We start from the raw sequence: 23,771 nt of genomic DNA on the forward strand, positions 1-23,771 counted from the left end.
GAACTTGTCAGGCGGGCGCTCCCGCCCCGTGCCGAAAGCAGCCACACACATGTCCAACGCCCGTGCCACCCACGTCACCCGTCGCGGCATCCTCGCCGCCGGCGGCGCCCTCGGCCTCGGCGCCGTTCTCGCCGCCTGCGGCGACGACGACTCGACCAGCAGTGGCTCGGCGGAAGAGACGAAGGCCGTCACGTCCGGTCCCTGGACGTTCAAGGACGACCGCGGCACCACGGTGAAGCTGGACAAGACCCCGGCGAACATAGTCGCCTTCACCGGTGTGGCCGCCGCGCTCTACGACTACGGCATCGAGGTCAAGGGCGTCTTCGGCCCGACCACGACCGCGGACGGCAAGGCCGACGTCCAGGCCGGCGACATGGACGTCAGCAAGCTGACGGTACTCGGCAACGAGTGGGGCCAGTTCAACATCGAGAAGTACGCGGCTCTGACCCCCGACGTGCTGATCTCCACGCTGTTCGACGACGCGGGCACCCTCTGGTACGTCCCCGAGGAGTCCAAGGACAAGATCCTCAAGCTCGCCCCGAGCGTCGGCATCTCCGTCTACGACCGCCAGATGCCCGTGTCGCTGGAGCGCATGTACGCACTCGCCGAGTCGCTCGGCGCCAATGTGCAGGCCGCCAAGGTCGTCGAGGCGAAGAAGAAGTTCGAGACGGCCGCCGAGCGGCTCCGGGCGGCGGCCAAGGCCCGCCCCGAGATCAAGGTTCTCGCCGGCTCCGCGAGCCAGGACATCTTCTACGTCTCCGGCTCGAACCTCTCCATCGACCTGGAGTACTTCAAGGCGCTCGGCGTGAACATCGTCGAGCCCTCGGCCAGCGCGCTGAAGGCCAGCGGCGGTTGGTTCGAGAACCTGAGCTGGGAGAACGTCGACAAGTACCCGGCCGACATCATCATCATGGACGACCGCAGCGCGACCATCCAGCCGGCCGACATCACCGAGGCCACCTGGAAGAAGCTGCCCGCCGTCAAGGCCGGCCAGGTCATCGCCCGCTCCCCCGAGCCGATCATCTCCTACGCCAAGTGCACCCCGCTTCTCGACAACCTCGCCGAGGCCATCGAGAACGCCAAGAAGGTCGCCTGACCCATCCGGCTCCAGGCAACCCACGCAAGCCCCCTGACGAAGACTCAGGAGCACTGATGACGACGGCCGCAGCCGCCACGTACCGTATCTTCGCCCTCCAGGTCGTACGGACGAGGCGGCTCGGCCCGTCTCTGGTCCGGGTGACCTTCACGGGCCCCGACCTGCACGCGTTCGCCTCGGACGGCTGTGACCAGAGCCTGTCCCTGTTCCTGCCGCGGCCGGGGCAGGAGGAGCCCGTCCTGCCGATGGAGTACGGCTACGGCTGGCGGCAGGCGTGGCTCGACATACCCGAGGACGTACGGGCCGTCATGCGCTCGTACACGCTGCGGACTCTGCGCCGTGACGCGCAGGGGCTGACCACCGAGATCGACATCGACTTCGTGCTGCACGGTACGGAGCCCGGGTCAGCCACCCCGGCGGGCCCTGCCTCACAGTGGGCGTCGCGCGCCCGGGCCGGCGACCGTGCCGTCCTGCTCGGCCCGGCGGTCGCCGACAACGGGGCGATCCGTTTCCGCCCGCCCGCCGACGCCGACCTGGTCGTCATCTGGGCGGACGAGACCGCGCTGCCCGCCGCCTCCGCCATCCTCGAATCACTCCCGGCCGGCACCCGCGCGCGGGCCTGGCTGGAGGTCGAGCACACCGAGGACATCCAGGACCTGGTGATCGCGGCCGACGCGGACATCACCTGGCTCGTGCGCGACGACGGCTCCCCCATGGCCGTCGACGCAGTGCGGGCCGCTCAACTCCCGCCCACCGAGCGGCCGTACGTATGGATCGCGGGCGAGTCCGGCCAGGTGAAGGAGTTGCGCCGCCATCTCGTGCGCGAGCGCGAGATCGACCGCAGGCGGATCACCTTCGTCGGCTACTGGCGGCGCGGGCTGACCGAGGAGCAACTCCGCGAGCAGGAGTAACCCGCGCTCCTGGACGAGGCGTTCGTCACTTGTGGGACAGGAAGACGTCACTGGGGCGGGGTCGCACAGTCGACTTAGGTTAGGCTAACCTAAGTTGAACGCGCGATTCCGCCCTCACTCATGTCCCGCCCGGACGCTCCCCGCACGGAGGACCCCCACATGCGCTCGCACCTGCTCAACGACACGACCGCGGAGCGGTACCGCCGCTCCGCGACCGAAGGCATAGAGCGGGTGGCGGCCAAACTCGCCACCACAGACCGTCCGTTCACGGGTGTCACGGTCGACGCCCTCGCTCCCCGTATCGAGCGGATCGACCTGGACCGCCCGCTGCACGACACCACCGCGGCCCTCGACGAACTCGAAGAGGTCTACCTCCGGGACGCGATCTACTTCCACCACCCGCGCTACCTCGCGCACCTCAACTGCCCGGTCGTCATCCCGGCCGTGGTCGGCGAGGCGGTCCTCTCGGCCGTCAACTCCTCCCTGGACACCTGGGACCAGTCGGCCGGCGGCACGCTCATCGAGCGCAAGCTCATCGACTGGACGAACGAGCGGATCGGCCTCGGCCCGGCCGCCGACGGCGTGTTCACCTCCGGCGGTTCGCAGTCCAACCTCCAGGCGCTGCTGCTCGCCCGCGAGGAAGCCAAGTCCGACAGCCTCGCCAAACTGCGCATCTTCGCCTCCGAGGCCAGCCACTTCAGTGTGAAGAAGTCGGCCAAACTCCTCGGCCTCAACGCGGACTCCGTCGTCTCGATCCCCGTCGGGAACGACAAGCGCATGCAGACGGTAGCGCTCGCCCACGAGCTGGAACGCTGCAAGAGCGCCGGCCTCGTCCCCATGGCCGTCGTCGCGACCGCCGGCACCACCGACTTCGGCTCCATCGACCCGCTGCCCGAAATCGCCGAGCTGTGCTCCCAGTTCGGCGCCTGGATGCACGTCGACGCCGCGTACGGCTGCGGACTGCTCACCTCCCTGAAGAACCGGGACCGCATCGACGGCATCGAGCGCGCCGACTCGGTCACCGTCGACTACCACAAGTCCTTCTTCCAGCCGGTGAGTTCGTCCGCCATCCTCGTCCGGGACGCCGCCACACTGCGCCACGCCACCTACCACGCCGAGTACCTCAACCCGCGCCGCATGGTGCAGGAACGTATCCCCAACCAGGTGGACAAGTCCCTGCAGACCACCCGCCGCTTCGACGCGCTCAAGCTGTGGATGACGCTGCGCGTGATGGGCGCCGACGGCATCGGCGAACTCTTCGACGAGGTCTGCGACCTGGCAGCCGAGGGCTGGAAGCTCCTCGCCGCCGACCCGCGCTTCGACGTGGTCGTCGAGCCCTCGCTCTCCACCCTCGTCTTCCGCTACATCCCGGCCGCCGTCACCGATCCCTCCGAGATCGACCGCGCCAACCTGTACGCCCGCAAGGCCCTGTTCGCCTCCGGTGACGCCGTCGTCGCGGGTACGAAGGTCGGCGGCCGTCACTACCTGAAGTTCACCCTGCTCAATCCCGAAACCACGACGGACGACATCACCGCCGTGCTCGATCTGATCGCCGGCCACGCCGAGCAGTACCTGGGAGAATCCCTTGACCGCGCTTCCTGAATCCCCCGCCAAGACGTACGACTTCGTCGGGATCGGTCTCGGCCCCTTCAACCTCGGCCTCGCCTGCCTCACCGAGCCGATCGTCGAACTGGACGGCGTCTTCCTCGACTCCAAGCCCCACTTCGAGTGGCACTCCGGGATGTTCCTGGAGGGCGCACACCTCCAGACCCCGTTCATGTCGGACCTGGTCACACTGGCCGACCCGACGTCCCCGTACTCCTTCCTCAACTACCTCAAAGAGTCCGGCCGTCTGTACTCGTTCTACATCCGCGAGAACTTCTACCCCCTCCGGGTCGAGTACGACGACTACTGCCGCTGGGCCGCCTCCAAACTCTCCAGCGTCCGCTTCAGCACGACGGTCACCGAGGTGACGTACGACGAGGGTGCCGAGGTGTACGTCGTGCGCACGGACGCCGGTGAGGTGTTCCGCGCCCGGCATCTGGTCCTCGGCACGGGCACCCCGCCGTACATCCCCGAGGCCTGCGCCGGACTCGGCGGCGACTTCATCCACAACTCCCGCTATGTGCACCACAAGCAGGAGCTGCAGCAAAAGGAGTCGATCACGCTCGTCGGCAGCGGCCAGTCCGCCGCCGAGATCTACTACGACCTGCTGAGCGAGATCGACGTCCACGGCTACCAGCTGAACTGGGTCACGCGCTCGCCGCGCTTCTTCCCGCTCGAATACACCAAGCTCACGCTGGAGATGACCTCCCCGGAGTACATCGACTACTTCCACGCGCTGCCCGAGCCGACCCGCTACCGCCTCCAGACGGAGCAGAAGGGCCTGTTCAAGGGCATCGACGGCGAGCTGATCGACTCGATCTTCGACCTGCTCTACCAGAAGAAGGTCGGCGGTCCGGTCCCCACCCGTCTGCTCACCAACTCCTCGCTCGACACGGCGACCTACCGGGACGGGACGTACACCCTCGGCCTGCGCCAGGAGGAGCAGGGCAAGGAGTACGAGCTGAGCTCCCAGGGCCTGATCCTCGCCACCGGCTACAAGTACGCCGAGCCCGAGTTCCTCAAGCCGGTCCACGAACGCCTGCGCTACGACTCGCGCGGCAACTTCGACGTGGCCCGCAACTACGCCATCGACACCACGGGCCGCGGCGTCTTCCTCCAGAACGCCGGTGTCCACACGCACTCGATCACGTCGCCGGACCTCGGCATGGGCGCGTACCGCAACGCGTACATCATCCGCGAGCTGCTGGGCACCGAGTACTACCCGGTCGAGAAGACCATCGCGTTCCAGGAGTTCGCCGTATGAGCCGTACGAGCCGCATGACCGCCACCACCGACATCGGTGCCTTCACCATCCGCGCCCTCGACCCCCTCAAGGACGCCGAGCTGCTGCACGGCTGGGTGACCCACCCCAAGGCCGCCTTCTGGATGATGCAGAACGCGAAACTGCAGGACGTGGAGCGGGAGTACATGGCCATCGCGGCCTCCGAGCACCACCACGCGTACCTCGGGCTGCGCGACGGCGAACCCGCGTTCCTGATGGAGAAGTACGACCCCCGGTACATCGAGCTGGTCGGCCTGTACGAACCCGAGCCCGGCGATGTCGGCATGCACTTCCTGGTCGCGCCGACGGACACCCCCGTGCACGGCTTCACCCGGGCCGTGATCACCACCGTGATGGCGGAGCTGTTCGCCGACCCGGCGACCCGGCGGGTCGTGGTCGAACCCGATGTGACCAACAAGGCGGTGCACGCGCTCAACGAAGTGGTCGGCTTCGTCCCCGAGCGCGAGATCGACAAGCCCGAGAAGCGCGCGCTGCTCAGCTTCTGCACCCGTGAACAGTTCGACGCCGCGACACGAGAAGTACGGAGTTTGGCGATATGACCCTGTCCGACGCCGTGGCCCACCTCTCCCCCGAGCGCTGGGACCGCGCCAACCGCCTGCTCGTCCGCAAGGCGCTCGCCGAGTTCGCCCACGAGCGGCTGATCACCCCGGAGGCGCAGGGCAAGGACCAGTATGCCGTCCGCAGCGACGACGGACTGACCCGCTACCGCTTCACCGCCCGCCTCCGCGCACTCGACCACTGGCAGGTCGACGCCGAGTCGATCACCCGGCACCGCGACGGAACCGAACTCCCGCTCGCCGCCCTGGACTTTTTCATCGAGCTGAAGAAGACGCTGGGCCTGAGCGACGAAGTCCTGCCCGTCTACCTGGAGGAGATCTCCTCCACCCTCTCGGGCACCTGCTTCAAACTCACCAAGCCGCAGATCCCGGTCGCCGAGCTCGTGAAAAGCGGCTTCCAGGACATCGAGACCGGCATGACCGAGGGCCACCCCTGCTTCGTCGCCAACAACGGGCGGCTCGGCTTCGGGGTCCACGAGTACCTGTCGTACGCCCCCGAGACCGCGAGCCCGGTCCGGCTGGTGTGGCTGGCCGCGCACCGCTCACGCGCCGCGTTCACCGCGGGGGTCGGCATCGAGTACGAGTCGTTCCTGCGCGAGGAGTTGGGCACGGAGACCGTCGAGCGGTTCGCCAAGACCCTCACCGAGCAGGGCCTCGACGCCGACGACTACCTCCTCATCCCCGTCCACCCCTGGCAGTGGTGGAACAAGCTCTCGGTGACCTTCGCGGCCGAGGTGGCACAGCAGCGCCTCGTCTGCCTCGGCGAGGGCGACGACGAGTACCTGGCCCAGCAGTCGATCCGGACGTTCTTCAACAAGTCCCACCCCGAGAAGCACTACGTCAAAACGGCGCTCTCGGTCCTCAACATGGGCTTCATGCGCGGACTTTCGGCCGCGTACATGGAAGCGACCCCGGCGATCAACGACTGGCTGGCCCAACTCGTCGAGAACGACCCGGTGTTGAAGTCGACCGGTCTGTCGGTCATCCGCGAGCGCGCCGCCGTCGGCTACCGCCACCTGGAGTACGAGGCCGCCACGGACCGCTACTCCCCGTACCGCAAAATGCTCGCCGCCCTGTGGCGGGAGAGCCCGGTGCCCGCACTCCAGGAGGGCGAGACCCTGGCCACGATGGCCTCGCTCGCCCATGTCGACCACGAAGGCAGGTCCTTCGCGGGTGCGCTGATCGAGCGGTCGGGGCTGAACCCCGTCGAGTGGCTGCGCCGCTATCTGCGCGCCTACTTCACCCCGCTGCTGCACAGCTTCTACGCCTACGACCTGGTGTACATGCCGCACGGCGAGAACGTCATCCTGGTCCTCAAGGACGGCGTCGTGCAGCGCGCGATCTACAAGGACATCGCCGAGGAGATCGCCGTCCTGGACCCGCAGGCCGTTCTGCCGCCGGCCGTCGAGCGGATCCGTGTCGAGGTCCCCGAGGACAAGAAGCTCCTGTCGATCTTCACGGACGTCTTCGACTGCTTCTTCCGCTTCCTCGCCTCCGACCTCGACGCCGAGGGCATCCTCGACGAGGACCTGTTCTGGCGGACGGTCGCCGAGTCCGTCCGCGCCTACCAGGACGCGACGCCCGAACTCGCCGACAAGTTCCGGCAGTACGACATGTTCGCGCCGGAGTTCGCCCTGTCCTGCCTCAACCGTCTGCAGCTGCGCAACAACAAGCAGATGGTGGACCTCGCCGACCCGTCCGGAGCGCTCCAGCTCGTCGGCAACCTGAAGAACCCGATCGCGGGTCTCTGAAGCCGGGGGTGGGGCTCAGGAGACGGTCCTCCTGAGCCCCACCTCTCTATCCGCAACTATGCGGTCGGCCAGGGGACTTGGGGCGACTTGTAGTAGCCGATCCCCAGCGCGTCCCAGCGCGGCGCCTGCGCCGCGAGCCGCACCTTGTACGCGTCCCAGTCGTGCGTGGCCGCGGGCGACCAGCCGAGCTCGGCCACCCCGGGCAGCCGCGGGAACGCCATGTAGTCGATGTCCGCCGAGGTCACGATCGTCTCGGTCCACAGCGGCGCCTCGACGCCCTTGATCGCCGAACCCGGCGCTCCGGGAAGGTAGTTGCCCGGATCCCAGTCGTAGGACCGTTGCACCTCCACGAGGCCCGCCCAGTCCTGCCCGAGCGGGGTGTCCGCGGTGTACTTCATGTCCAGGTAGACCCGGTCGGCCGGCGACAGCACAAGACCCGTCCCGCCCTGCGCGGCCTTCGCCACCTGCTCCTTCTCCGCCGCGCTGGTGTCGTCGAGCCCCCAGTACTGGGCCAGCGCACCCTTCGCCGGAGTCGCCCCGGTCAGCTGGTGCCAACCGACCACCGTCTTGCCGTACTTGGCGACGATCGGCTGCACCCGGTCCATGAAGGCCACATAGTCGGCGTGCGGCGTGGAGTGGGCCTCGTCCCCGCCGATGTGCAGGTACTTGCCGGGAGTGATCGCGGCCAGCTCGCGGATCACGTCGTCCACGAAGTCGTACGTGATGTCCTTCGACACGCACAGCGAGCTGAACCCGACGTCCGTGCCGGTGTAGAGCGGCGGCGCGACCCCGTCGCAGTTCAGTTCCGCGTACGAGGCGAGCGCGGCGTTCGTGTGCCCCGGCATGTCGATCTCGGGGACGACCTCCAGATAGCGCGAGGACGCGTACCGGACGATGTCCTTGTACTGCGCCTTCGTGTAGTAGCCGCCCTGTCCGCCGCCGACCTGCGTCGAGCCGCCGTACGTCGTGAGCCGCGGCCAGGAGTCGATCGCGATGCGCCAGCCCTGGTCGTCGGAGAGGTGCAGGTGCAGTTTGTTGACCTTGTAGAGCGCCAACTCGTCGATGTAGCGCTTCACTTGGTCAACGGTGAAGAAGTGCCGGGAGACGTCGAGCATCGCGCCCCGATAGCCGTAGCGGGGACTGTCCTCGATGGTGCCGCCCGCGACGAGCCAGGGACCGGGCTGCACGGAGTTCTTCTCGACGGAGGCCGGGAGCAGCTGGCGCAGGGTCTGCACGCCGTGGAAGAGGCCGGCCGGCTTGGCTGCGGTGATGGTGATGCCGGACCTGCCGCTGTCCAGGCGGTAGCCCTCGGCGCCCAAGTCCTTCGCGCCGATACGCAGTTGGATTCCGCCGCCGTGCGAGGACGTGACCGGCAGGCGGTAGCCGGTGGAGGGCCGCAGGACGTCCGCGAGGTACTCGCCGACCTTGCGGGCCTCGCCCGAGCCGTCGACACGGATGCGGGTGTCGCCGGTGATCCGGTACGCGGATCCGCCCGCGTCGACCGAGGCGGGCGCCGGAACCACCTGGCCGAGCGGGGTGACAGCCCGGTCGGCCGCGGGGGGTGCCGCGCCGGCGACGGAGATGGAGGCGGCCGCCACGAGCAGCAGCGTGCTGAGCAGACGGGGCGTTCTGTGCTGTCTCACATGCGCTCCCTTCGAATGGGTATAGACCACTCTCCCGTACAGCCGGTGAAACAATCCCCCTCATGGCGGAAATCATCCAGAAGGACGGCACCTGGATCTTCGACGGTGACGCCCTGCGCCTGACACCCGGGCGCGACAAGAACGTCAGCCTGCTCCGCAAGACCTTGGGTGAACTGACCGTCCCGCTCGGCGCGTTGGCGGGGATTTCCTTCGAACAGGGCAAGAAGACCGGGCGGCTGAGGCTCAGACTGCGCGACGGCGCCGACCCGCTGCTCCAGGCGACCGGCGGCAAGCTCGCGGAACCGAACGACCCCTACCAGCTCACCGTCGAGTCCGACCGCTACGGCGTCGCCGAGTACCTCGTGGACGAGGTCCGCAACGCGCTGCTTCTGGACGAAGTGCCGTCAGGACCAGTCGACGGGTATCTGCTGCCCGGCCCCGCCCTGCCGCTGTCCGTCTCCGCCGGGGACGGCACCGCGAGCTTCGACGGCGAACACGTACGGCTGGAGTGGAACTGGAAGACGGAGGACGCGAAGGCTGCCGCCGGGGTCCGGTCGCTGGCCCTGGGGGACATCACCGGCGTCGAGTGGCATCCGTCGGCCGGCCTGGAGAACGGGTGCCTGCGGTTCAGCGTGCGCGGTGCGGGGACGAAGGCTCCGCCCAAGTACGACCCCAACTCCGTTGAGCTGTGGGGGTTCAAGAAGGATCCGCTGATGGCGCTGGTCGCGGCGGCTGTGCAGGTGCGGTTGCCTCACCCTGCGGTTTCTCCCCCGGAGCCGGTGAAGGAGCCGGCCCCCGTCGCCGAGGCCGACCATGACGCCCTGTTGCGCAGGCTGCGGGAGCTTGGTGAACTGCACAAGTCGGGGGTTCTTACGGACGACGAGTTCGCCATGGCCAAGCAGGCGGTCCTCAAGAGGATGTGAGAGCCGCCTGCCGTCTGCGGGCCGTGTGTGGCTGGTCGCGCAGTTCCCCGCGCCCCTAAAAGAAGGCCCGTCTAGCTGACCCGGCGTGCCACCGTGAACGCGTCCACCTCTTCGCCCGTCTCTGCGATGCCCCGTACCTTCAGCTTGGCCAGGTGGCCCTTCGGCGCCGGAGTCACATCCACGCGCAGGAAGGAGTAGTTGAGGTAGCGCACGCGCGACCAGGCGACCGTCTCGGCCTCGTGGACGTTGCCCTTCTGGACGACGAAGGAGGCTACGGACTCGTTGTCCTTCACGTGGCCCTCGTAGGACTCGTCCGCGCTGAAGGCGTACAGGCTGCGGCCGGCCGCGCCCGCGGTGACGTACACGACGCCGTCGGTCTCCGGGTAGGCGGTGCCGCCGATCGGGAGCTCCTTGGCGACGGTGTCGGCCTTGATGACGTCGGTGCGCTCGTAGACGTGGTTGTGGCCGTTGATCACCAGGTCGACGGTGTACTTCTCGAAGAGCGGCACCCACTCCTGCCGTACGCCGCCCTCGGAGGCGTGCGAGGTCGAGGTGCAGTACGCGCAGTGGTGGAAGAAGATCACGATGAAGTCGATGGCGTCGGCGGCCCGGTACTTCTTGAGCTGGGCCTCCAGCCACTTGGTCTGGGTGCCGCCGGAGATGCCGAGGTTGGCCGGGATCTCGAAGGAGATGTCGTTGGCGTCCAGCGAGATGATCGCCGTGTTGCCGTGCGTGAAGGAGTACACGCCGGGGAGGTTCTTCTTGTCGGGCCCGTTCGCCGGGAGCTGCCAGCGGGCCTCTTCGCCGCCGTAGCCGTTGGGCGAGTACCAGGCCTCCATGTCGTGGTTGCCGTACGACACCATCCACGGCACCGACTTGGCGACGGACTCGGTCTGCGCGAGGAACTGGTCCCAGGTGCGCGAGTCGAAGCTGGCGTCGTCGCTCTTGCCCGCGCCGGTCGGGTCGGCGTACGCGATGTCGCCCGCGTGCAGGTGGAAGGCCGGGTTCTGGCCGAGGATCAGGGCGTCGTTGGCGAGCCCGTGGTAGCTGACGCCCTGGTCACCGAAGGCCGTGAAGGTGAACGGCTCGGACTTCGAGGGGGCGGTCGTGAAGGTGCCGAGGGTGCCCGCGAGGTGCGCGGACGCCGGATCGAAGCCGTCGTGGCCGACGCCGTAGTAGTACGTCCGGCCGGGGCGCAGGTGCGTGAGCTGCGCGTGCACGTAGTACTGCGTGTGGTCGCCGCTCGCGCCGACGCCGGCCGGGGTGTAGAGGCTGCGCACCTCGGCCCCGATCTTGCGGGAGAGGTCCCAGGGGTGGGCGCCGATGCGGATGTACGGCTTGCTGACGGCGGCCGGGACCTGCCAGGAGACCGTCATCTCGGTCTTCGGGTCGGTGCCGTAGGCGAGGTGGCGGCCGAAGGGGGCGACGAGCGCGCCGTCCACCTTCTCGGAGCTGGTGCCGGTGCCCTGCGTCGGAACGGCGGCCTGTGCGGTCGCGCCCGGCACGAAGGCGCCGCCCGCGACGGCGCCCAGGGTCACGGCGCCGCCTCTGATCATCATGCGCCGCGAGAACTTGGTGCGGAGGTATTCGTGCTGCTCGGCCATGCTCATGCGTCCGGCGAGCTTCTCCGGTACGCCCATGCGAGGAGTGTCCATGGCTGAAAAAGGTGCCCCTGGCAGCCATCGTTACGCGGGACACAGCATGAACAGGCCCCGAACAGGGTCCCATAAGAGTTTCAACAGCCTGTTGCCCGATATCGGGCAGGATTCTTGCGATTGCCAGCGCTTTACCTCAGGATCAACGGGTGCACGACGAACTTGTTGATCATCTGACGCGGTCCTCGCCCCTCAACCGGGGCGAGGCGCTGCGTGTGGTCCAGGACGTGCTCGCCTACTTCGACGAGACGACCGAGGAGTACGTCCGTCGCCGCCACCGCGAGCTCCAGGCACAGGGCCTGGTGAACGCGTCGATCTTCGAACGGATCGAAGCGGACCTGAAATACCGCGCGGTCGCGCCGCCGGAGCTCACGCTCAGGCAGCTGCGCCGCATCGTGTACGGCTAGATCATCTACGGCTAGGAAACGTCATCTATGTGCGGAATCGTCGGATACATCGGCAGGCGTGACGTCGCCCCCCTCCTCCTTGAGGGCCTCCAGCGACTGGAGTACCGCGGCTACGACTCGGCGGGCATCGTCGTGACGACTCCCAAGTCCTCCGGCCTGAAGATGGTCAAGGCCAAGGGCCGGGTCCGCGACCTGGAGGCCAAGGTCCCCAAGCGCTTCGCCGGCACCACCGGTATCGCCCACACCCGCTGGGCCACCCACGGCGCCCCCTCCGACGTGAACGCCCACCCGCACATGTCGGGCGACAACAAGGTCGCCGTCGTCCACAACGGCATCATCGACAACGCCTCCGACCTGCGGAAGAAGCTCGAAGCCGACGGCGTCGAGTTCCTCTCCGAGACCGACACCGAGGTCCTCACGCACCTCATCGCCCGCTCCCAGCAGGAGAAGCTGGAGGACAAGGTCCGCGACGCGCTGCGCGTGATCGAGGGCACGTACGGCATCGCGGTCCTGCACGCCGACTTCCCCGAACGCATCGTGGTGGCCCGCAACGGCTCCCCGGTCGTCCTCGGCATCGGCGAGAAGGAGATGTTCGTCGCCTCGGACATCGCCGCCCTGGTCACCCACACGCGCCAGATAGTGACCCTGGACGACGGCGAGATGGCCACCCTCAAGGCCGACGACTTCCGCACGTACACCACCGAGGGCACCCGTACGACGTCCGAGCCGACCACCGTCGAGTGGGAGGCCGCCTCGTACGACATGGGCGGCCACGACACGTACATGCACAAGGAGATCCACGAGCAGGCCGAGGCGGTGGATCGCGTGCTGCGCGGCCGCATCGACGACCGCTTCTCCACCGTGCACCTCGGCGGCCTGAACCTGGACGCCCGCGAGGCGCGCCAGATCCGCCGCGTGAAGATCCTCGGCTGCGGCACCTCGTACCACGCGGGCATGATCGGCGCCCAGATGATCGAGGAGCTGGCCCGCATCCCCGCGGACGCCGAGCCGGCCTCCGAGTTCCGCTACCGCAACGCCGTGGTCGACCCCGACACGCTGTACGTCGCGGTCTCCCAGTCCGGTGAGACGTACGACGTCCTCGCCGCCGTCCAGGAGCTGAAGCGCAAGGGCGCGCGGGTCCTCGGCGTGGTGAACGTGGTGGGCAGCGCCATCGCCCGCGAGGCCGACGGCGGCATGTACGTGCACGCGGGCCCCGAGGTCTGCGTCGTCTCCACCAAGTGCTTCACCAACACCACGGTCGCCTTCGCGCTGCTCGCGCTGCACCTGGGCCGCACCCGCGACCTGTCGGTGCGCGACGGCAAGCGGATCATCGAGGGCCTGCGCAAGCTGCCCGCCCAGATCTCCGAGATCCTGGAGCGGGAGGACGAGATCAAGAAGCTGGCCGCCGAGTACGCCCAGGCCCACTCGATGCTCTTCATCGGCCGGGTGCGCGGCTACCCGGTGGCCCGTGAGGCCTCGCTGAAGCTCAAGGAGATCACCTACATCCACGCCGAGGCCTACCCGGCCTCCGAGCTGAAGCACGGCCCGCTGGCGCTGATCGAGCCCTCCCTGCCGACGGTCGCGATCGTCCCCGACGACGACCTCTTCGAGAAGAACCGTGCCGCCCTGGAGGAGATCAAGGCCCGCAGCGGCAAGATCCTCGCGGTGGCGCACCGGGAACTGGAGAAGGCCGACCAGACGATCGTCGTCCCGAAGAACGAGGACGAGCTCGACCCGATCCTCATGGGCATCCCCCTCCAACTCCTCGCCTACCACGCGGCATTGGTACTGGGCCGCGACATCGACAAGCCGAGGAACCTGGCGAAGTCGGTAACGGTGGAGTAGAAAACCCCGGTTCAGGGGAGCGCCCCTTCAGGGGCGCGGGGAACTGCGCGAGCAACCCCCACGGCCTGGCAGCCGAAGAACACACGAAGAACGGGTCCCCGTGCGTGCCACCAGCACACAGGGACCCGTTCTTTGATGAGCCGGGGCCGCCCAGTTCCCCGACTCGCGCCGACGTCAGCCGGTGGCCGTCACCCCCCGGCTGGAGGCGCGTCCAGGCAGTGCAGTGGGCCAGTGAGCCAACGCAGCCGTAGCCGCGTACCAGGCCAGGGCACCCGCAGCCGCGGCGAACCAGCCACCGACCTTGGCAAGCCCCTCGGAGTCCCCGAACTGCCCGATGGCGAGCAGCAGCATCGCCACGAAGAGCAACCCGTATGCCCCACGGGTGAGTTGGGAGGCGCCGGACGCCCCGAGCGTCAGGCTGAGCGCGACGAGGGCGAACAGCAGCAGGAAGAGGCCGGCCGCGTTCGCGGAGACGGCCGAGTCGGCCGAGACACCCCAGGTGAACCAGAGCGCGCCGAGCGCGGAGAACGCCGTACCGGTGAGGGCGTCATGGTCGCGGAGGGCGAACAGTCCGGCGACGAAGAGCGCGACGCCACCGACATAGGTGGCGAGGGAGATGGAGTCGGCTGCCGTCACGCCGTCGATGACCTCGGTGTGACCGAGGCCGAACGCCAGCAGGGTGAGTCCGAGCGCGAGTTGGCCGAGGATGGAGGTGTTGCTTCCCGCGGAGACGTCATTGTCCACGGCGGGCTCCCTTCGTGCATGTGCGGTTGTGCGGTGACCGATATATGCCCTTCACAAGCGCACAAACACATCTACGCACGAGTAGATTTGCACGGCTTTCTGCCCGGCGCCAAAAGGGAGTTGACCGTGCCCACGGCTCATCTCACCTGGGACAACGAGGAGTTACGGAACGGCAACGACAGGGTTCGCCCGGCACTCAGGGGATGACGACAACAGGACGCTTCGCGCGCTTGGCGAGCCGGCCCGCGACCGAGCCGAAGATGCGCCCGACGATGCCGTGCGTGGAGCCGACGACGATCGCGTCCGCCTCGTACTCCCGCCCCACCTCTTCGAGTTCGTGGCAGATGTCGCCACCGCGCTCGACGAGGATCCACGGGACCTCGGCCAGATACTCGGCGCAGGCGAGCTCGAGTCCGAGCACCTCGGTGCGATGGTCCGGCACGTCGACGAAGACCGGGGGCTCGCAGCCCGCCCACACGGTGGTGGGCAGCCGGTTGGCGACATGGACGATGATCAGGCCGGAGCCGGAGCGGTGGGCCATGCCGATCGCGTAGGCGAGGGCACGCTCGCTGGACGTCGAGCCGTCGAAACCGACGACGACGCCGTGCTTGAAGGCGGGATCGCAGGACTGGCGGAGTTCTTCCGCCGCCAGGGGCTCGGCCGCCGTGGGATCGGCGAGCGGGCGCTGGCGGTCCGCGGGATCGAAGTATTCGTGACCGGCCATGGGTATCTCGGCGTTTGGATCCTCGTGGTGGGACGACGACAACGTGCGGCAGAGCTGTGTCCGGGAATCATCTTCCCAACCGCATACCCCCAAGGGTACGGCGGCACTCCTCCTCTGCCCAGATCCCGCGTGCGCTACGCGGCGTTCATCGGAGCATGCATGAGGAGGCGCCCGTAACGCAATGGTTGCTGCCCCGTACAGGCGGTTTGCACAGGGTTCACCCAGGCATGCCGCACAGTGACCTGCCGGTCGAACACGCGTTGAACCGTTCAGCCGCCGCCAGGGGGAGCAATGGAGTACTAGGTACGTACGAGGGAGCACACCGTGCCCGGACCCGAGACCGCGTCCCGCCCCGCCCCCCGGGCGCACACCGCGGCACCCCCCGTCCCGGACACGGCGAGCGATGTGGTCCGCTGGGCGGCCTTCAGCTGCGTCCTGGTCCCCGTGGTCCTCGTCTGGTACGGCACCTCGCTCGCCGGCGCGGCCGGTACGGCCCTTGGCCTGGCGGCCGTGACCGCGGCCTGCCGGGTGCTGCTGAGGCAGTCCGAGCGGGGTGCGGCGCGGCTGCTCGCCGAGGAGCGCGCTCCGGCCCGCGGACGGCACGGCGCGAGCGGAGCCCAAGGGGTGCCGGCGTCGCGCCGCGTGCCGGGCCCGCACGAGGGCCCGCACTGGGGCTCGCACGGGGTGCCGGCCTCACGCGAAGCGGAATGCGCGGGCGGCCCGCACGGCAGGAGTGGCGTGGGGGCGCGCAGGGGCGGTCGGCACGGCGGAGGAAACAGGCCGGTCGACTGACCGGTTTACGCGCACGCGCCCGCTTCTTTTCAGCCAACTTCTGCGTATGGCGCATTCCTTGGTCGAACGACCCCCCAACCCCCGTTCGACCTGCACTGAAAGGGCCGCAGAGGGCTCGCGCACCCTACGTGGATTGGCCACTGCCACGAGGCGCACTTCCCTGTACGGCCTGTGAGTGCAACGCTTCGTGATCGAATGCTTCACGCCAAGTTGCCATGTCGACATTCCACCGAGTGCCGAACTGGTCACCTTGGCGCCACGGGACACAGTAGATTCGATCTTGACGTCTTACGGCGGGGGACTCGTGCAGGACCGAGGGGAAACGTGCAGGAGCGACACAACCGAGGAGCCGCGACCACCGAGGGGGGCTTAGCAGTATGAGCCACGACTCCACTGCCGCGCCGGAAGCCGCGGCCCGGAAACTTTCCGGGCGACGCCGCAAGGAGATCGTCGCGGTGCTGCTGTTCAGCGGCGGCCCCATCTTCGAGAGTTCCATACCGCTGTCGGTGTTCGGGATTGACCGCCAGGACGCCGGCGTACCGCGCTATCGCCTTTTGGTGAGTGCGGGCGAGGAAGGCCCGCTGCGGACCACAGGGGGCCTGGAACTCACGGCGCCACATGGCCTGGAAGCGATCGCGCGGGCAGGCACGGTGGTCGTGCCCGCCTGGCGGTCGATCACCTCGCCGCCGCCGGAGGAGGCGCTCGACGCACTGCGCCGGGCGCACGAGGAAGGCGCCCGCATAGTCGGGCTGTGCACCGGCGCCTTCGTACTGGCCGCAGCGGGTCTGCTGGACGGCCGTCCGGCGACCACCCACTGGATGTACGCGCCGACACTGGCGAAGCGCTACCCGTCCGTCCACGTCGACCCACGAGAACTCTTCGTGGACGACGGAGACGTACTGACATCGGCGGGTACGGCGGCCGGAATCGATCTGTGCCTCCACATCGTGCGGACGGACCACGGCAACGAGGCGGCCGGCGCGCTGGCCCGTCGTCTGGTGGTCCCGCCGCGCCGCAGCGGCGGTCAGGAGCGCTATCTCGACAGGTCTTTACCAGAGGAGATCGGCGCCGACCCCCTCGCGGAGGTCGTCGCCTGGGCGCTGGAGCATCTGCACGAGCAGTTCGACGTGGAGACGCTGGCGGCTCGCGCGTACATGAGCCGGCGGACCTTCGACCGCCGTTTCCGGTCGCTCACCGGGAGCGCTCCCCTGCAGTGGCTGATCACGCAGCGGGTGCTCCAGGCGCAGCGTCTTCTGGAGACGTCGGACTACTCGGTCGACGAGGTCGCGGGCCGCTGCGGCTTCCGGTCGCCGGTCGCTCTGCGGGGTCATTTCCGGCGCCAGCTCGGCTCGTCGCCGGCCGCGTACCGGGCCGCGTACCGGGCCCGTCGTCCGCAGGCCGCCGACCGGCCGTCCTCGGACGGGGACGGCGCCGCGGGTTCGGCGGGACCACCACCGGCCATCCACCAGGAGAGCCCGGTCCCGCCGCAGACCCGCCGTACGGCGGCCGCGGGCGTCATCGGCCAGTCCGCGTCGATGTCGACGGACCCGGGCAAGGCGGGCGCTGAGCTGTACGCGGCGGGGCGGCCGAGCCTGCCGGGGCAACGCAGCGCTCCGTAGTTCCCGCGGGTCGCGCCATTCGCGTCATTCGCACCAATCCCGCCGATCTCACCGGGCGGGGGCCCTCGGGTCCCCGCCCGGCCGCACGCACGGGCGGTTCACCTGGGCGTAGTGGGCCGTAGGGTGAGGCACATGAACGATCGCATGGTGTGGATCGACTGCGAGATGACCGGCCTCTCGCTGTCGGATGACGCGCTCATCGAGGTGGCCGCGCTGGTCACCGACTCTGAGCTGAACGTACTCGGTGACGGGGTGGACATCGTGATCCGCCCGCCGGACGCGGCGCTGGAGACGATGCCGGACGTGGTGCGCACGATGCACACGAAGTCCGGCCTCCTCTCCGAGCTGGCCGAGGGGACGACCCTGGCGGACGCCGAGGCGCAGGTCCTCGCCTACGTACGCGAGCACGTCAAGGAGCCGGGCAAGGCCCCGCTGTGCGGAAACTCGGTGGGCACGGACCGGGGTTTCCTCCTCCGCGACATGTCGACCCTGGAGGAGTACCTCCACTACCGCATCGTGGACGTCTCCTCCATCAAGGAGCTGGCCCGCCGCTGGTACCCCCGGGCGTACTTCAACAGCCCGGACAAGAACGGCAACCACCGCGCCCTCGCCGACATCCGCGAGTCCATCGCCGAACTCCGCTACTACCGCGAGGCGATCTTCGTCCCGCAGCCGGGCCCCGACTCGGAGACCGCCCGCACCATCGCCGCGAAGCACGTCCTGCCCACCGAATAGCACCGGACACGCCTTTGACGGGGCCCTGATGGGCCCCCGAAAAAGCGGTGCGCGAGCACCCCTTCGGACCCTGTACACTTTTTCTCGGCCGGTCGGAGAAACCCAGACCGGACATGGTGGGTGTAGCTCAGCTGGTAGAGCACCTGGTTGTGGTCCAGGATGCCGCGGGTTCAAGTCCCGTCACTCACCCTGATTGATCAAGGCCCGACCCGCGAAAGCGGGTCGGGCCTTGATCGTTTTCTGTTGCTGGAAACACGGCCGGTGGAGCCGCCGGGCTCCCGGACGGACACTCATTCGTGTCACTGGAGCCCCACTCCACCTTCACCGGATATCCACGAGGCGCATGATGCTCCCTCAGCACTGGAACATCCCAGGGGGGACCATGCTCACCCGCATCACCAGCGCCACGCTCATCACCGCAAGCCTGCTCGCCCTCGTCGCCTGCGACCCCAACACCACCAAGAGCAGCGACAAGGCCCCGCCCACCGCCACCGGGGAGACCGAAACCAACGGCAGCAGCAACAGCAGCACCGAGACGGCGCAGCTCCCCGACATGGATGGCAAGGGCCTCCAGTCCGCCCAGGACCAAGCCCAAGCCGCCGGGTTCTACAGGCTCACCTCGCACGATGCCCTTGGCCGCGGTCGCATGCAGGCCTTGGACCGCAACTGGAAGGTCTGCTCGCAGACCCCGGAGGCCGGCGAGCACCCCACGAACACAAAGGTCGACTTCGCCACGGTCAAGCTCGAAGAGGACTGCCCCGCAAAGGACACGGGTGAGCCGCAGGCGGCGGGCTCGACCATGCCCGATTTCAAGGGCGATTCCGTCAAAGCCGCACGACAGAGCCTCGACAGCGGCACGAGCATCACCGTCAACGACGTCTCCGGCCAGGACCGCTTCGTCCTCATGGAGTCGAACTGGCAGGTCTGCTCCCAAGAACCCGCCGCGGGGACCGCGCTCGACGGACAGCCCGTGACGCTCAACGCGGTGAAGTTCGAAGAATCCTGCTGATCGACACCCGCCGACCGCCCGGTCGCGCCCAATGAGCGGCCGGGCCTTCCCACATCAGGAGGTGACCGTGTCCGACCACCCGCCCTTACCCGTAGCCTTCCCGCGTGCGCTACTTGGCAGAACGCCTCGCTCTCGGGGCCCTGCGGCGAGGTCGCTCCGTTGAGCAGTTCCTCGGTCCCGCCGGTTCACCCGACCGACCCGGCATCCGGTATGTCGAGATCAGGCCGGTGGCAGAGGGCTACGAAATCTACCTTCACACCGTCGAGGACGTCGGCCACGAGTCGTTCATGGATCTGGTCGAGTTCCCGCCCCTCGACCCCGATGACGAGAAGGCGGAGTTCGGCCTCCTGATCAGCAAGGCCGACGACCCCTTGAGCGCTCTGGACCTCGCCGAAGTCCGTACGGGAGCGGATCGAGGACGTTGGGTCAACGAGACCATGTCGCAGGACGAGTACAGCGATTTCGTACAGGCAGGCCGACCGGCGACGGCGTCACCCGACGGACACCCATGGCCCGAGCCACCGACCCGTCCCTGAAGGGTCGACCCGGCCGGCGTCGACTGGCAAAATCGGGCCGCCACGCGCGTGCGCGGACGTGGCCGGCTCGCGCTGAGCGGGCCCGGCGCCAGCCGCGAATGCCTCGAACTGCACTGGTGCAACCGTCAGTTGCGGGGGACCTCTGGGACGGGTCCCAGGGGCCGCGACCTGGTCTGCACGACTGCCGGCGTGTGGTGATGGCTCGGTATCAGGCTCTGGGGGACCCCATAGGCTTCCCCCGATGTCCGAGCCCCGCGTGTCCGCCGAGACCATCCGCACCACCCGCCTGAACCTCCTCCCCCTGCGCGTCGAGCACGCCGAGGAGATGGCCCAGGTCCTGTCCGATCCAGCGCTCCACACTTTCATCGGCGGTGCTCCCGCCACCCCCGCCGACCTGCGTTTGCGCTACGAGCGCCTCGTCGTGGGCTCCCCGGACCCCGCGGTCACATGGTGGAACTGGGTGATCCAGCTCCGCGAGGGCGCATGCCTGGTGGGGACGGTCCAGGCGACGGTCACCGGGGAGGTCGCGGAGATCGCCTGGGTTCTGGGTACGCCCTGGCAAGGACGGGGCATCGCCGTGGAGGCCGCCGAGGGGCTCGTCGGGTGGCTCTCGCAGGAACCTCGTATCCGTACCGTCATCGCCCACATCCACCCCGGCCACCGGGCCTCCGCGGCCGTCGCCGCAGCGGCCGGGCTCACGCCGACCGACCGGTACCAGGACGGCGAAGTCCGGTGGGAACTACCGATGAATCGCCCCTGACGACCCGGTCCCGGCCTATGACGCCCACCGCGTCACATCGGTCACCTTGCACTCGATCTTCACCGAGATCTCGTTCAAGCCCTGCGCCGTCTCCTCCGCCTTCTGCCCCGGCGCCAAGTTGCTCGTCCCTGCGGACGCCTCGCCCAGCCGCTTCCCCGAGTTGTCCACGAACTCGACGTTGACGAAATAGGTCGACTCCTTCGAGCTGCGGTTCGTGATCAGCAGCTCGGCGGCCGGCCAGGACGTCGTGGAGTCCACCTCGCACTTCGTGATCTTCACGTCCCCTTCAGGGCCGGAGGTCTTCTTGGGGGTCGCCTTCGCCGTCGACGCATCGACAACCGCCCCGCTGTCCTTCGACGAGTCGTCCCCGTTGCCGACCACGAGGCCGCCGATCACGCCGAGCACCACGAACAGCAGGAGGACACCGAGGCAGCCGAAGCCGACGATCTTCCCGGTGCTCCTCTTCGGTGGCCGCGGGGGCGGCGGAGCACCCCACCCCGCACCCGTCGGCTGCTGCTGACCCCACCCCTGCCCACCCTGTCCCTGCTGGTCACCCGGCCCCGGAGATGCGTACGACATGAGGCCCCCAGGTCTGCTGGATGAGACTGGATGAGAGGGGTCGACGGTCACTGTCCAGCGTGCGCCCGGGTGTCCGACTGCGCACCTCCGGGGCGGTCGCCCCCGGCGCTGTTGCCGAACCGGCAACAGGCTTCGTGTCGGTCGGGTCGGGCGCCGCAGGATCGGCTGTGTGCCGTTGTCCGGTGTGTTGCGCCGGTGCGGCCGTCGGTAGCAGGTAGAGGCTGAGTGACCCGGAGGAAACCATGCCGCAGACCCGCGCAGCAGAGCGCACGCACCGTCTGGTGTCTTCGCCCGCCGGACGGATCCACCTGGTGGAGGAGGGCACCGGGCCGCTGGTCCTGCTCCTGCACGGTTTTCCCGAGTCCTGGTACTCGTGGCGCCACCAGCTGCCGGTGCTGGCCGCGGCCGGCTACCGGGTGGCCGCCATCGATGTCCGCGGTTACGGGCGCTCCTCCAGGCCCGAGGCGGTGAGCGCGTACCGGATGCTCGACCTGGTGGAGGACAACGTCGCCGTGGTGCGGGCACTGGGCGAGGAGACAGCCGTGGTCGTCGGGCACGACTGGGGTGCAACGATCGCCGCCGTCTCGGGGCTGGTCCGGCCCGAGGTGTTCCGCGCGGTCGGGCTGCTGAGCGTGCCCTACGCCCCGCCCGGCGGCCCCAGGCCCAGCGAGGTCTTCGCACAGATGGGCGGGGACGAGGAGTTCTACGTCTCCTACTTCCAGGAGCCCGGGCGGGCGGAGCGGGAGATCGAGCCCGACGTCCGGGGCTGGCTGGCCGGTTTCTACGCCGCTCTGTCCGCCGGGACCATGCCCGCGCCCGGCGCACCCGACCCGCACTTCCTGAGCCCCGGCGGGACGCTGCGCGAACGGTTTCCCGCCGGACGGCTCCCGGACTGGCTCGGCGAGCGCGAACTCGATGTCTACGCCGGGGAGTTCGAGCGGACCGGGATGAGCGGGGCGCTCAACCGCTACCGGAACATGGACCGGGACTGGGAGGATCTGGCCGGCTTCGACGGCGCACCCGTCGCTCAGCCCTCGCTGTTCATCGGCGGCGGTCTGGACGCCTCCACCACCTGGATGGCCGACGCCATCAAGGCGTTCCCCGTCACCCTGCCCGGTCTGGCGGCCTCGCACATCCTCGACGGCTGCGGCCACTGGGTCCAGCAGGAACGCCCGGAGGAGACCAACCGGCTGCTGACCGCCTGGCTCGCGTCCCTGCCGGCCTGACTGTCCGCCCCGCAAGACGGGCCCTGGGCTGCGGAGTTCACCAGTCCGGTGCATGTGCCGAGCGGCAGCTCGGGTGCCGGCTGCCGTCCGGACCGGCCGAACCGCTGCGGGAGACCGACGGCATCGTGGGCAGCGACGGGTTCGCGTTCGTCCGGACTCCCCGCGCGCCGACATCTTCGTACGGGATCACGAGGACGACAGCCGGCGCCGGGCCGCCCGGGATCTGCGGGACTATCCCGGCAGGGCTCTCACCAGCAGTGACGGCCACTGGTATCGGTAGCAGGGGCCGCTCACGAGGACGCCCGCGCCACCAGCTCCGTCGGCAGCACGACCTGCCGTCTCTCCAGGCCGCGCGACACCGCCGGACGGCGGTCCGCGATCTCGTCCAGGAGGAGGTCGATCATCGCGCGGCCCATCAGCTCTATCGGCTGGCGCACGCTCGTCAGCGGGGGGTCCATGTGGCGGGCGATCGCGGAGTCGTCGTAGCCGACGAGGGCCACGTCGTCGGGTATACGGCGGCCCGCCTCGCGCAGGACCTGGCGGGCGCCGGCCGCCATCACGTCGGAGCCGGCGAAGACCGCATCGAGGGACGGGCAGCGGTCCAGGAGTTCCGTCATCGCGCGGCGGCCGCCCTCCTCGGTGAAGTCGCCGGGGACGATCAGCCGGTCGTCGACCTCCCGGCCCGCCTCGCGCAGGCCCTCGCGGTAGCCGTCGACGCGGCGCTGGGCGCCGAAGACGTCGAGGCGGCCCGCCAGGTGGACTATGGTGCGGCGGCCCTGGGCGATCAGGTGCTCGACGGCCGCGCGGCCTCCGCCGTAGTTGTCGGAGTCCACGGACGGCAGTGTCTCGCCCGCCGAGCGGCGGCCGCTGATCACCGCCGGGATCTCCAGCTGGGAGAGGAGATCGGGGAGCGGGTCGTCCGCGTGGACCGAGACCAGCAGGACGCCGTCCACCCGGTGCGCCGCCAGATACTGGGCCAGCCGCTGACGCTCACGGTCGCTGCCCGCGAAGATCAGCAGCAGCTGCATCTCGGTGTCGGACAGCGCCGCACCAACCCCCCGCAGCATGTCCGAGAAGTACGGTTCCGCGAAGAAGCGGGTCTCGGGCTCGGGGACGACGAGAGCGATCGCATCGGTACGGTTGGCGGCGAGCGCGCGGGCCGCCGTGTTCGGGACATAGCCGAGTTCGGCGACCGCGGCCTCGACGGCGGCACGGGTCGCGTCACTGACCCGGGGGGAGCCGTTGATCACCCGGGACACCGTCCCGCGGCCCACTCCGGCCCGCGCGGCGACCTCCTCAAGGGTCGGCCGCCCGCCGCTCCGGCCCCGCGCTCCGTGGCCTGCCATGGTCG

22 protein-coding genes and 1 tRNA gene are annotated in these 23,771 nt (G+C 69.0%); 17 read left to right on the forward strand and 6 right to left on the reverse strand.

Features of this window, described 5'->3' with window-relative positions; genetic code table 11:
* Positions 1 to 49 precede the first annotated feature (49 nt).
* From OG219_RS18080 to OG219_RS18105, 6 genes are all read left to right on the forward strand, one after another.
* The gene (locus tag OG219_RS18080; protein WP_266827821.1) at positions 50 to 1,096 is read left to right on the forward strand and encodes an ABC transporter substrate-binding protein; all 1,047 of its coding nucleotides are present in this window, start codon (positions 50 to 52) and stop codon (positions 1,094 to 1,096) included.
* Between the two features lie 56 nt (positions 1,097 to 1,152).
* A complete protein-coding gene (locus OG219_RS18085) occupies positions 1,153 to 2,007 on the forward strand; it encodes a siderophore-interacting protein (RefSeq protein ID WP_266827823.1) in 855 nt (284 codons plus the stop codon).
* Positions 2,008 to 2,166: 159 nt separating this feature from the next.
* A complete protein-coding gene (gene desA, locus OG219_RS18090; RefSeq protein ID WP_266827825.1) occupies positions 2,167 to 3,609 on the forward strand; it encodes a lysine decarboxylase DesA in 1,443 nt (480 codons plus the stop codon).
* Positions 3,593 to 4,876 carry a lysine N(6)-hydroxylase/L-ornithine N(5)-oxygenase family protein gene (locus OG219_RS18095; RefSeq protein WP_266827827.1) on the forward strand — a complete coding sequence of 428 codons (1,284 nt, stop codon included), beginning with the start codon at positions 3,593 to 3,595 and terminating at the stop codon, positions 4,874 to 4,876. The genes desA and OG219_RS18095 overlap by 17 nt, the downstream gene beginning before the upstream one ends.
* A complete protein-coding gene (locus OG219_RS18100; RefSeq protein WP_266827829.1) occupies positions 4,873 to 5,454 on the forward strand; it encodes a GNAT family N-acetyltransferase in 582 nt (193 codons plus the stop codon). Before OG219_RS18095 ends, OG219_RS18100 begins: the two co-directional genes overlap by 4 nt.
* On the forward strand, positions 5,451 to 7,223 hold the full coding sequence (locus tag OG219_RS18105) for an IucA/IucC family siderophore biosynthesis protein (RefSeq protein ID WP_266827831.1): 1,773 nt from the start codon (positions 5,451 to 5,453) through the stop codon (positions 7,221 to 7,223). The genes OG219_RS18100 and OG219_RS18105 overlap by 4 nt, the downstream gene beginning before the upstream one ends.
* Before the next feature lie 56 nt (positions 7,224 to 7,279).
* Here OG219_RS18105 and OG219_RS18110 read toward each other — a convergent pair whose 3' ends face one another.
* On the reverse strand, positions 7,280 to 8,866 hold the full coding sequence (locus OG219_RS18110) for a beta-N-acetylhexosaminidase (protein ID WP_266827833.1): 1,587 nt from the start codon (positions 8,864 to 8,866) through the stop codon (positions 7,280 to 7,282).
* A gap of 62 nt (positions 8,867 to 8,928) precedes the next feature.
* Here OG219_RS18110 and OG219_RS18115 point away from each other — a divergent pair, with 62 nt between their 5' ends.
* Positions 8,929 to 9,789: a DUF4429 domain-containing protein gene (locus OG219_RS18115; protein WP_266827835.1), complete on the forward strand. Its 861-nt coding sequence runs from the start codon at positions 8,929 to 8,931 to the stop codon at positions 9,787 to 9,789.
* 71 nt (positions 9,790 to 9,860) lie between these two features.
* Here OG219_RS18115 and OG219_RS18120 read toward each other — a convergent pair whose 3' ends face one another.
* Positions 9,861 to 11,429 carry a metallophosphoesterase family protein gene (locus OG219_RS18120; protein WP_266836134.1) on the reverse strand — a complete coding sequence of 523 codons (1,569 nt, stop codon included), beginning with the start codon at positions 11,427 to 11,429 and terminating at the stop codon, positions 9,861 to 9,863.
* Between the two features lie 164 nt (positions 11,430 to 11,593).
* Here OG219_RS18120 and OG219_RS18125 point away from each other — a divergent pair, with 164 nt between their 5' ends.
* Positions 11,594 to 11,851, forward strand: a complete 258-nt coding sequence (locus tag OG219_RS18125; RefSeq protein ID WP_266461726.1) for a hypothetical protein — start codon at positions 11,594 to 11,596, stop codon at positions 11,849 to 11,851.
* A 27-nt stretch (positions 11,852 to 11,878) separates the two neighbouring features.
* The gene (glmS, locus tag OG219_RS18130) at positions 11,879 to 13,696 is read left to right on the forward strand and encodes a glutamine--fructose-6-phosphate transaminase (isomerizing) (protein ID WP_266827837.1); all 1,818 of its coding nucleotides are present in this window, start codon (positions 11,879 to 11,881) and stop codon (positions 13,694 to 13,696) included.
* A gap of 174 nt (positions 13,697 to 13,870) precedes the next feature.
* Here glmS and OG219_RS18135 read toward each other — a convergent pair whose 3' ends face one another.
* Positions 13,871 to 14,440 carry a GPR1/FUN34/YaaH family transporter gene (locus OG219_RS18135; RefSeq protein ID WP_266827839.1) on the reverse strand — a complete coding sequence of 190 codons (570 nt, stop codon included), beginning with the start codon at positions 14,438 to 14,440 and terminating at the stop codon, positions 13,871 to 13,873.
* 196 nt (positions 14,441 to 14,636) lie between these two features.
* A complete protein-coding gene (locus tag OG219_RS18140) occupies positions 14,637 to 15,164 on the reverse strand; it encodes a universal stress protein (RefSeq protein WP_266827841.1) in 528 nt (175 codons plus the stop codon).
* Between the two features lie 324 nt (positions 15,165 to 15,488).
* Here OG219_RS18140 and OG219_RS18145 point away from each other — a divergent pair, with 324 nt between their 5' ends.
* The 7 genes from OG219_RS18145 (at position 15,489) to OG219_RS18175 (ending at position 20,615) form a co-directional block, all read left to right on the forward strand.
* The gene (locus tag OG219_RS18145) at positions 15,489 to 15,956 is read left to right on the forward strand and encodes a hypothetical protein (protein WP_266827843.1); all 468 of its coding nucleotides are present in this window, start codon (positions 15,489 to 15,491) and stop codon (positions 15,954 to 15,956) included.
* 377 nt (positions 15,957 to 16,333) lie between these two features.
* A complete protein-coding gene (locus tag OG219_RS18150) occupies positions 16,334 to 17,575 on the forward strand; it encodes a helix-turn-helix domain-containing protein (RefSeq protein WP_266827845.1) in 1,242 nt (413 codons plus the stop codon).
* A 132-nt stretch (positions 17,576 to 17,707) separates the two neighbouring features.
* A complete protein-coding gene (orn, locus tag OG219_RS18155; protein ID WP_266461705.1) occupies positions 17,708 to 18,310 on the forward strand; it encodes an oligoribonuclease in 603 nt (200 codons plus the stop codon).
* A gap of 116 nt (positions 18,311 to 18,426) precedes the next feature.
* Positions 18,427 to 18,499, forward strand: a tRNA-His gene (locus tag OG219_RS18160).
* A gap of 193 nt (positions 18,500 to 18,692) precedes the next feature.
* Complete coding sequence (locus tag OG219_RS18165; RefSeq protein WP_266827847.1) at positions 18,693 to 19,319, forward strand: PASTA domain-containing protein; 627 nt, start codon at positions 18,693 to 18,695, stop codon at positions 19,317 to 19,319.
* A 104-nt stretch (positions 19,320 to 19,423) separates the two neighbouring features.
* Complete coding sequence (locus tag OG219_RS18170; protein WP_266827849.1) at positions 19,424 to 19,855, forward strand: hypothetical protein; 432 nt, start codon at positions 19,424 to 19,426, stop codon at positions 19,853 to 19,855.
* Between the two features lie 241 nt (positions 19,856 to 20,096).
* On the forward strand, positions 20,097 to 20,615 hold the full coding sequence (locus tag OG219_RS18175; RefSeq protein WP_266827851.1) for a GNAT family N-acetyltransferase: 519 nt from the start codon (positions 20,097 to 20,099) through the stop codon (positions 20,613 to 20,615).
* Positions 20,616 to 20,630: 15 nt separating this feature from the next.
* Here the strand turns inward: OG219_RS18175 and OG219_RS18180 are convergent, their stop codons facing one another.
* A complete protein-coding gene (locus OG219_RS18180; protein ID WP_266827853.1) occupies positions 20,631 to 21,194 on the reverse strand; it encodes an FxLYD domain-containing protein in 564 nt (187 codons plus the stop codon).
* A gap of 242 nt (positions 21,195 to 21,436) precedes the next feature.
* On the opposite strand from OG219_RS18180, the gene OG219_RS18185 reads away from it, so the two are divergent.
* Positions 21,437 to 22,420: an alpha/beta fold hydrolase gene (locus OG219_RS18185; RefSeq protein WP_266827855.1), complete on the forward strand. Its 984-nt coding sequence runs from the start codon at positions 21,437 to 21,439 to the stop codon at positions 22,418 to 22,420.
* Positions 22,421 to 22,710: 290 nt separating this feature from the next.
* On the opposite strand, the gene OG219_RS18190 is transcribed toward OG219_RS18185, so the two are convergent.
* Positions 22,711 to 23,766 (reverse strand): LacI family DNA-binding transcriptional regulator, encoded by a 1,056-nt coding sequence (locus OG219_RS18190; RefSeq protein ID WP_266827857.1) that lies wholly within the window; start codon positions 23,764 to 23,766, stop codon positions 22,711 to 22,713.
* Positions 23,767 to 23,771 lie beyond the last annotated feature (5 nt).

Origin of the sequence: Streptomyces sp. NBC_00038, from assembly GCF_026343635.1 — a bacterium.
Taxonomy (GTDB): domain Bacteria; phylum Actinomycetota; class Actinomycetes; order Streptomycetales; family Streptomycetaceae; genus Streptomyces.

Excerpts from the sequence above, each read along its gene's own strand:
- OG219_RS18080 (WP_266827821.1), top strand. The coding sequence starts at position 50 with ATGTCCAACGCCCGTGCCACCCACGTCACCCGTCGCGGCATCCTCGCC.
- OG219_RS18085 (WP_266827823.1), top strand. The coding sequence starts at position 1,153 with ATGACGACGGCCGCAGCCGCCACGTACCGTATCTTCGCCCTCCAGGTC.
- desA (WP_266827825.1), top strand. The coding sequence starts at position 2,167 with ATGCGCTCGCACCTGCTCAACGACACGACCGCGGAGCGGTACCGCCGC.
- OG219_RS18100 (WP_266827829.1), top strand. The coding sequence starts at position 4,873 with ATGAGCCGTACGAGCCGCATGACCGCCACCACCGACATCGGTGCCTTC.
- OG219_RS18105 (WP_266827831.1), top strand. The coding sequence starts at position 5,451 with ATGACCCTGTCCGACGCCGTGGCCCACCTCTCCCCCGAGCGCTGGGAC.
- OG219_RS18115 (WP_266827835.1), top strand. The coding sequence starts at position 8,929 with ATGGCGGAAATCATCCAGAAGGACGGCACCTGGATCTTCGACGGTGAC.
- OG219_RS18120 (WP_266836134.1), bottom strand. The coding sequence starts at position 11,429 with ATGGGCGTACCGGAGAAGCTCGCCGGACGCATGAGCATGGCCGAGCAG.
- glmS (WP_266827837.1), top strand. The coding sequence starts at position 11,879 with ATGTGCGGAATCGTCGGATACATCGGCAGGCGTGACGTCGCCCCCCTC.
- OG219_RS18140 (WP_266827841.1), bottom strand. The coding sequence starts at position 15,164 with ATGGCCGGTCACGAATACTTCGATCCCGCGGACCGCCAGCGCCCGCTC.
- OG219_RS18150 (WP_266827845.1), top strand. The coding sequence starts at position 16,334 with ATGAGCCACGACTCCACTGCCGCGCCGGAAGCCGCGGCCCGGAAACTT.
- orn (WP_266461705.1), top strand. The coding sequence starts at position 17,708 with ATGAACGATCGCATGGTGTGGATCGACTGCGAGATGACCGGCCTCTCG.
- OG219_RS18165 (WP_266827847.1), top strand. The coding sequence starts at position 18,693 with ATGCTCACCCGCATCACCAGCGCCACGCTCATCACCGCAAGCCTGCTC.
- OG219_RS18175 (WP_266827851.1), top strand. The coding sequence starts at position 20,097 with ATGTCCGAGCCCCGCGTGTCCGCCGAGACCATCCGCACCACCCGCCTG.
- OG219_RS18180 (WP_266827853.1), bottom strand. The coding sequence starts at position 21,194 with ATGTCGTACGCATCTCCGGGGCCGGGTGACCAGCAGGGACAGGGTGGG.
- OG219_RS18185 (WP_266827855.1), top strand. The coding sequence starts at position 21,437 with ATGCCGCAGACCCGCGCAGCAGAGCGCACGCACCGTCTGGTGTCTTCG.
- OG219_RS18190 (WP_266827857.1), bottom strand. The coding sequence starts at position 23,766 with ATGGCAGGCCACGGAGCGCGGGGCCGGAGCGGCGGGCGGCCGACCCTT.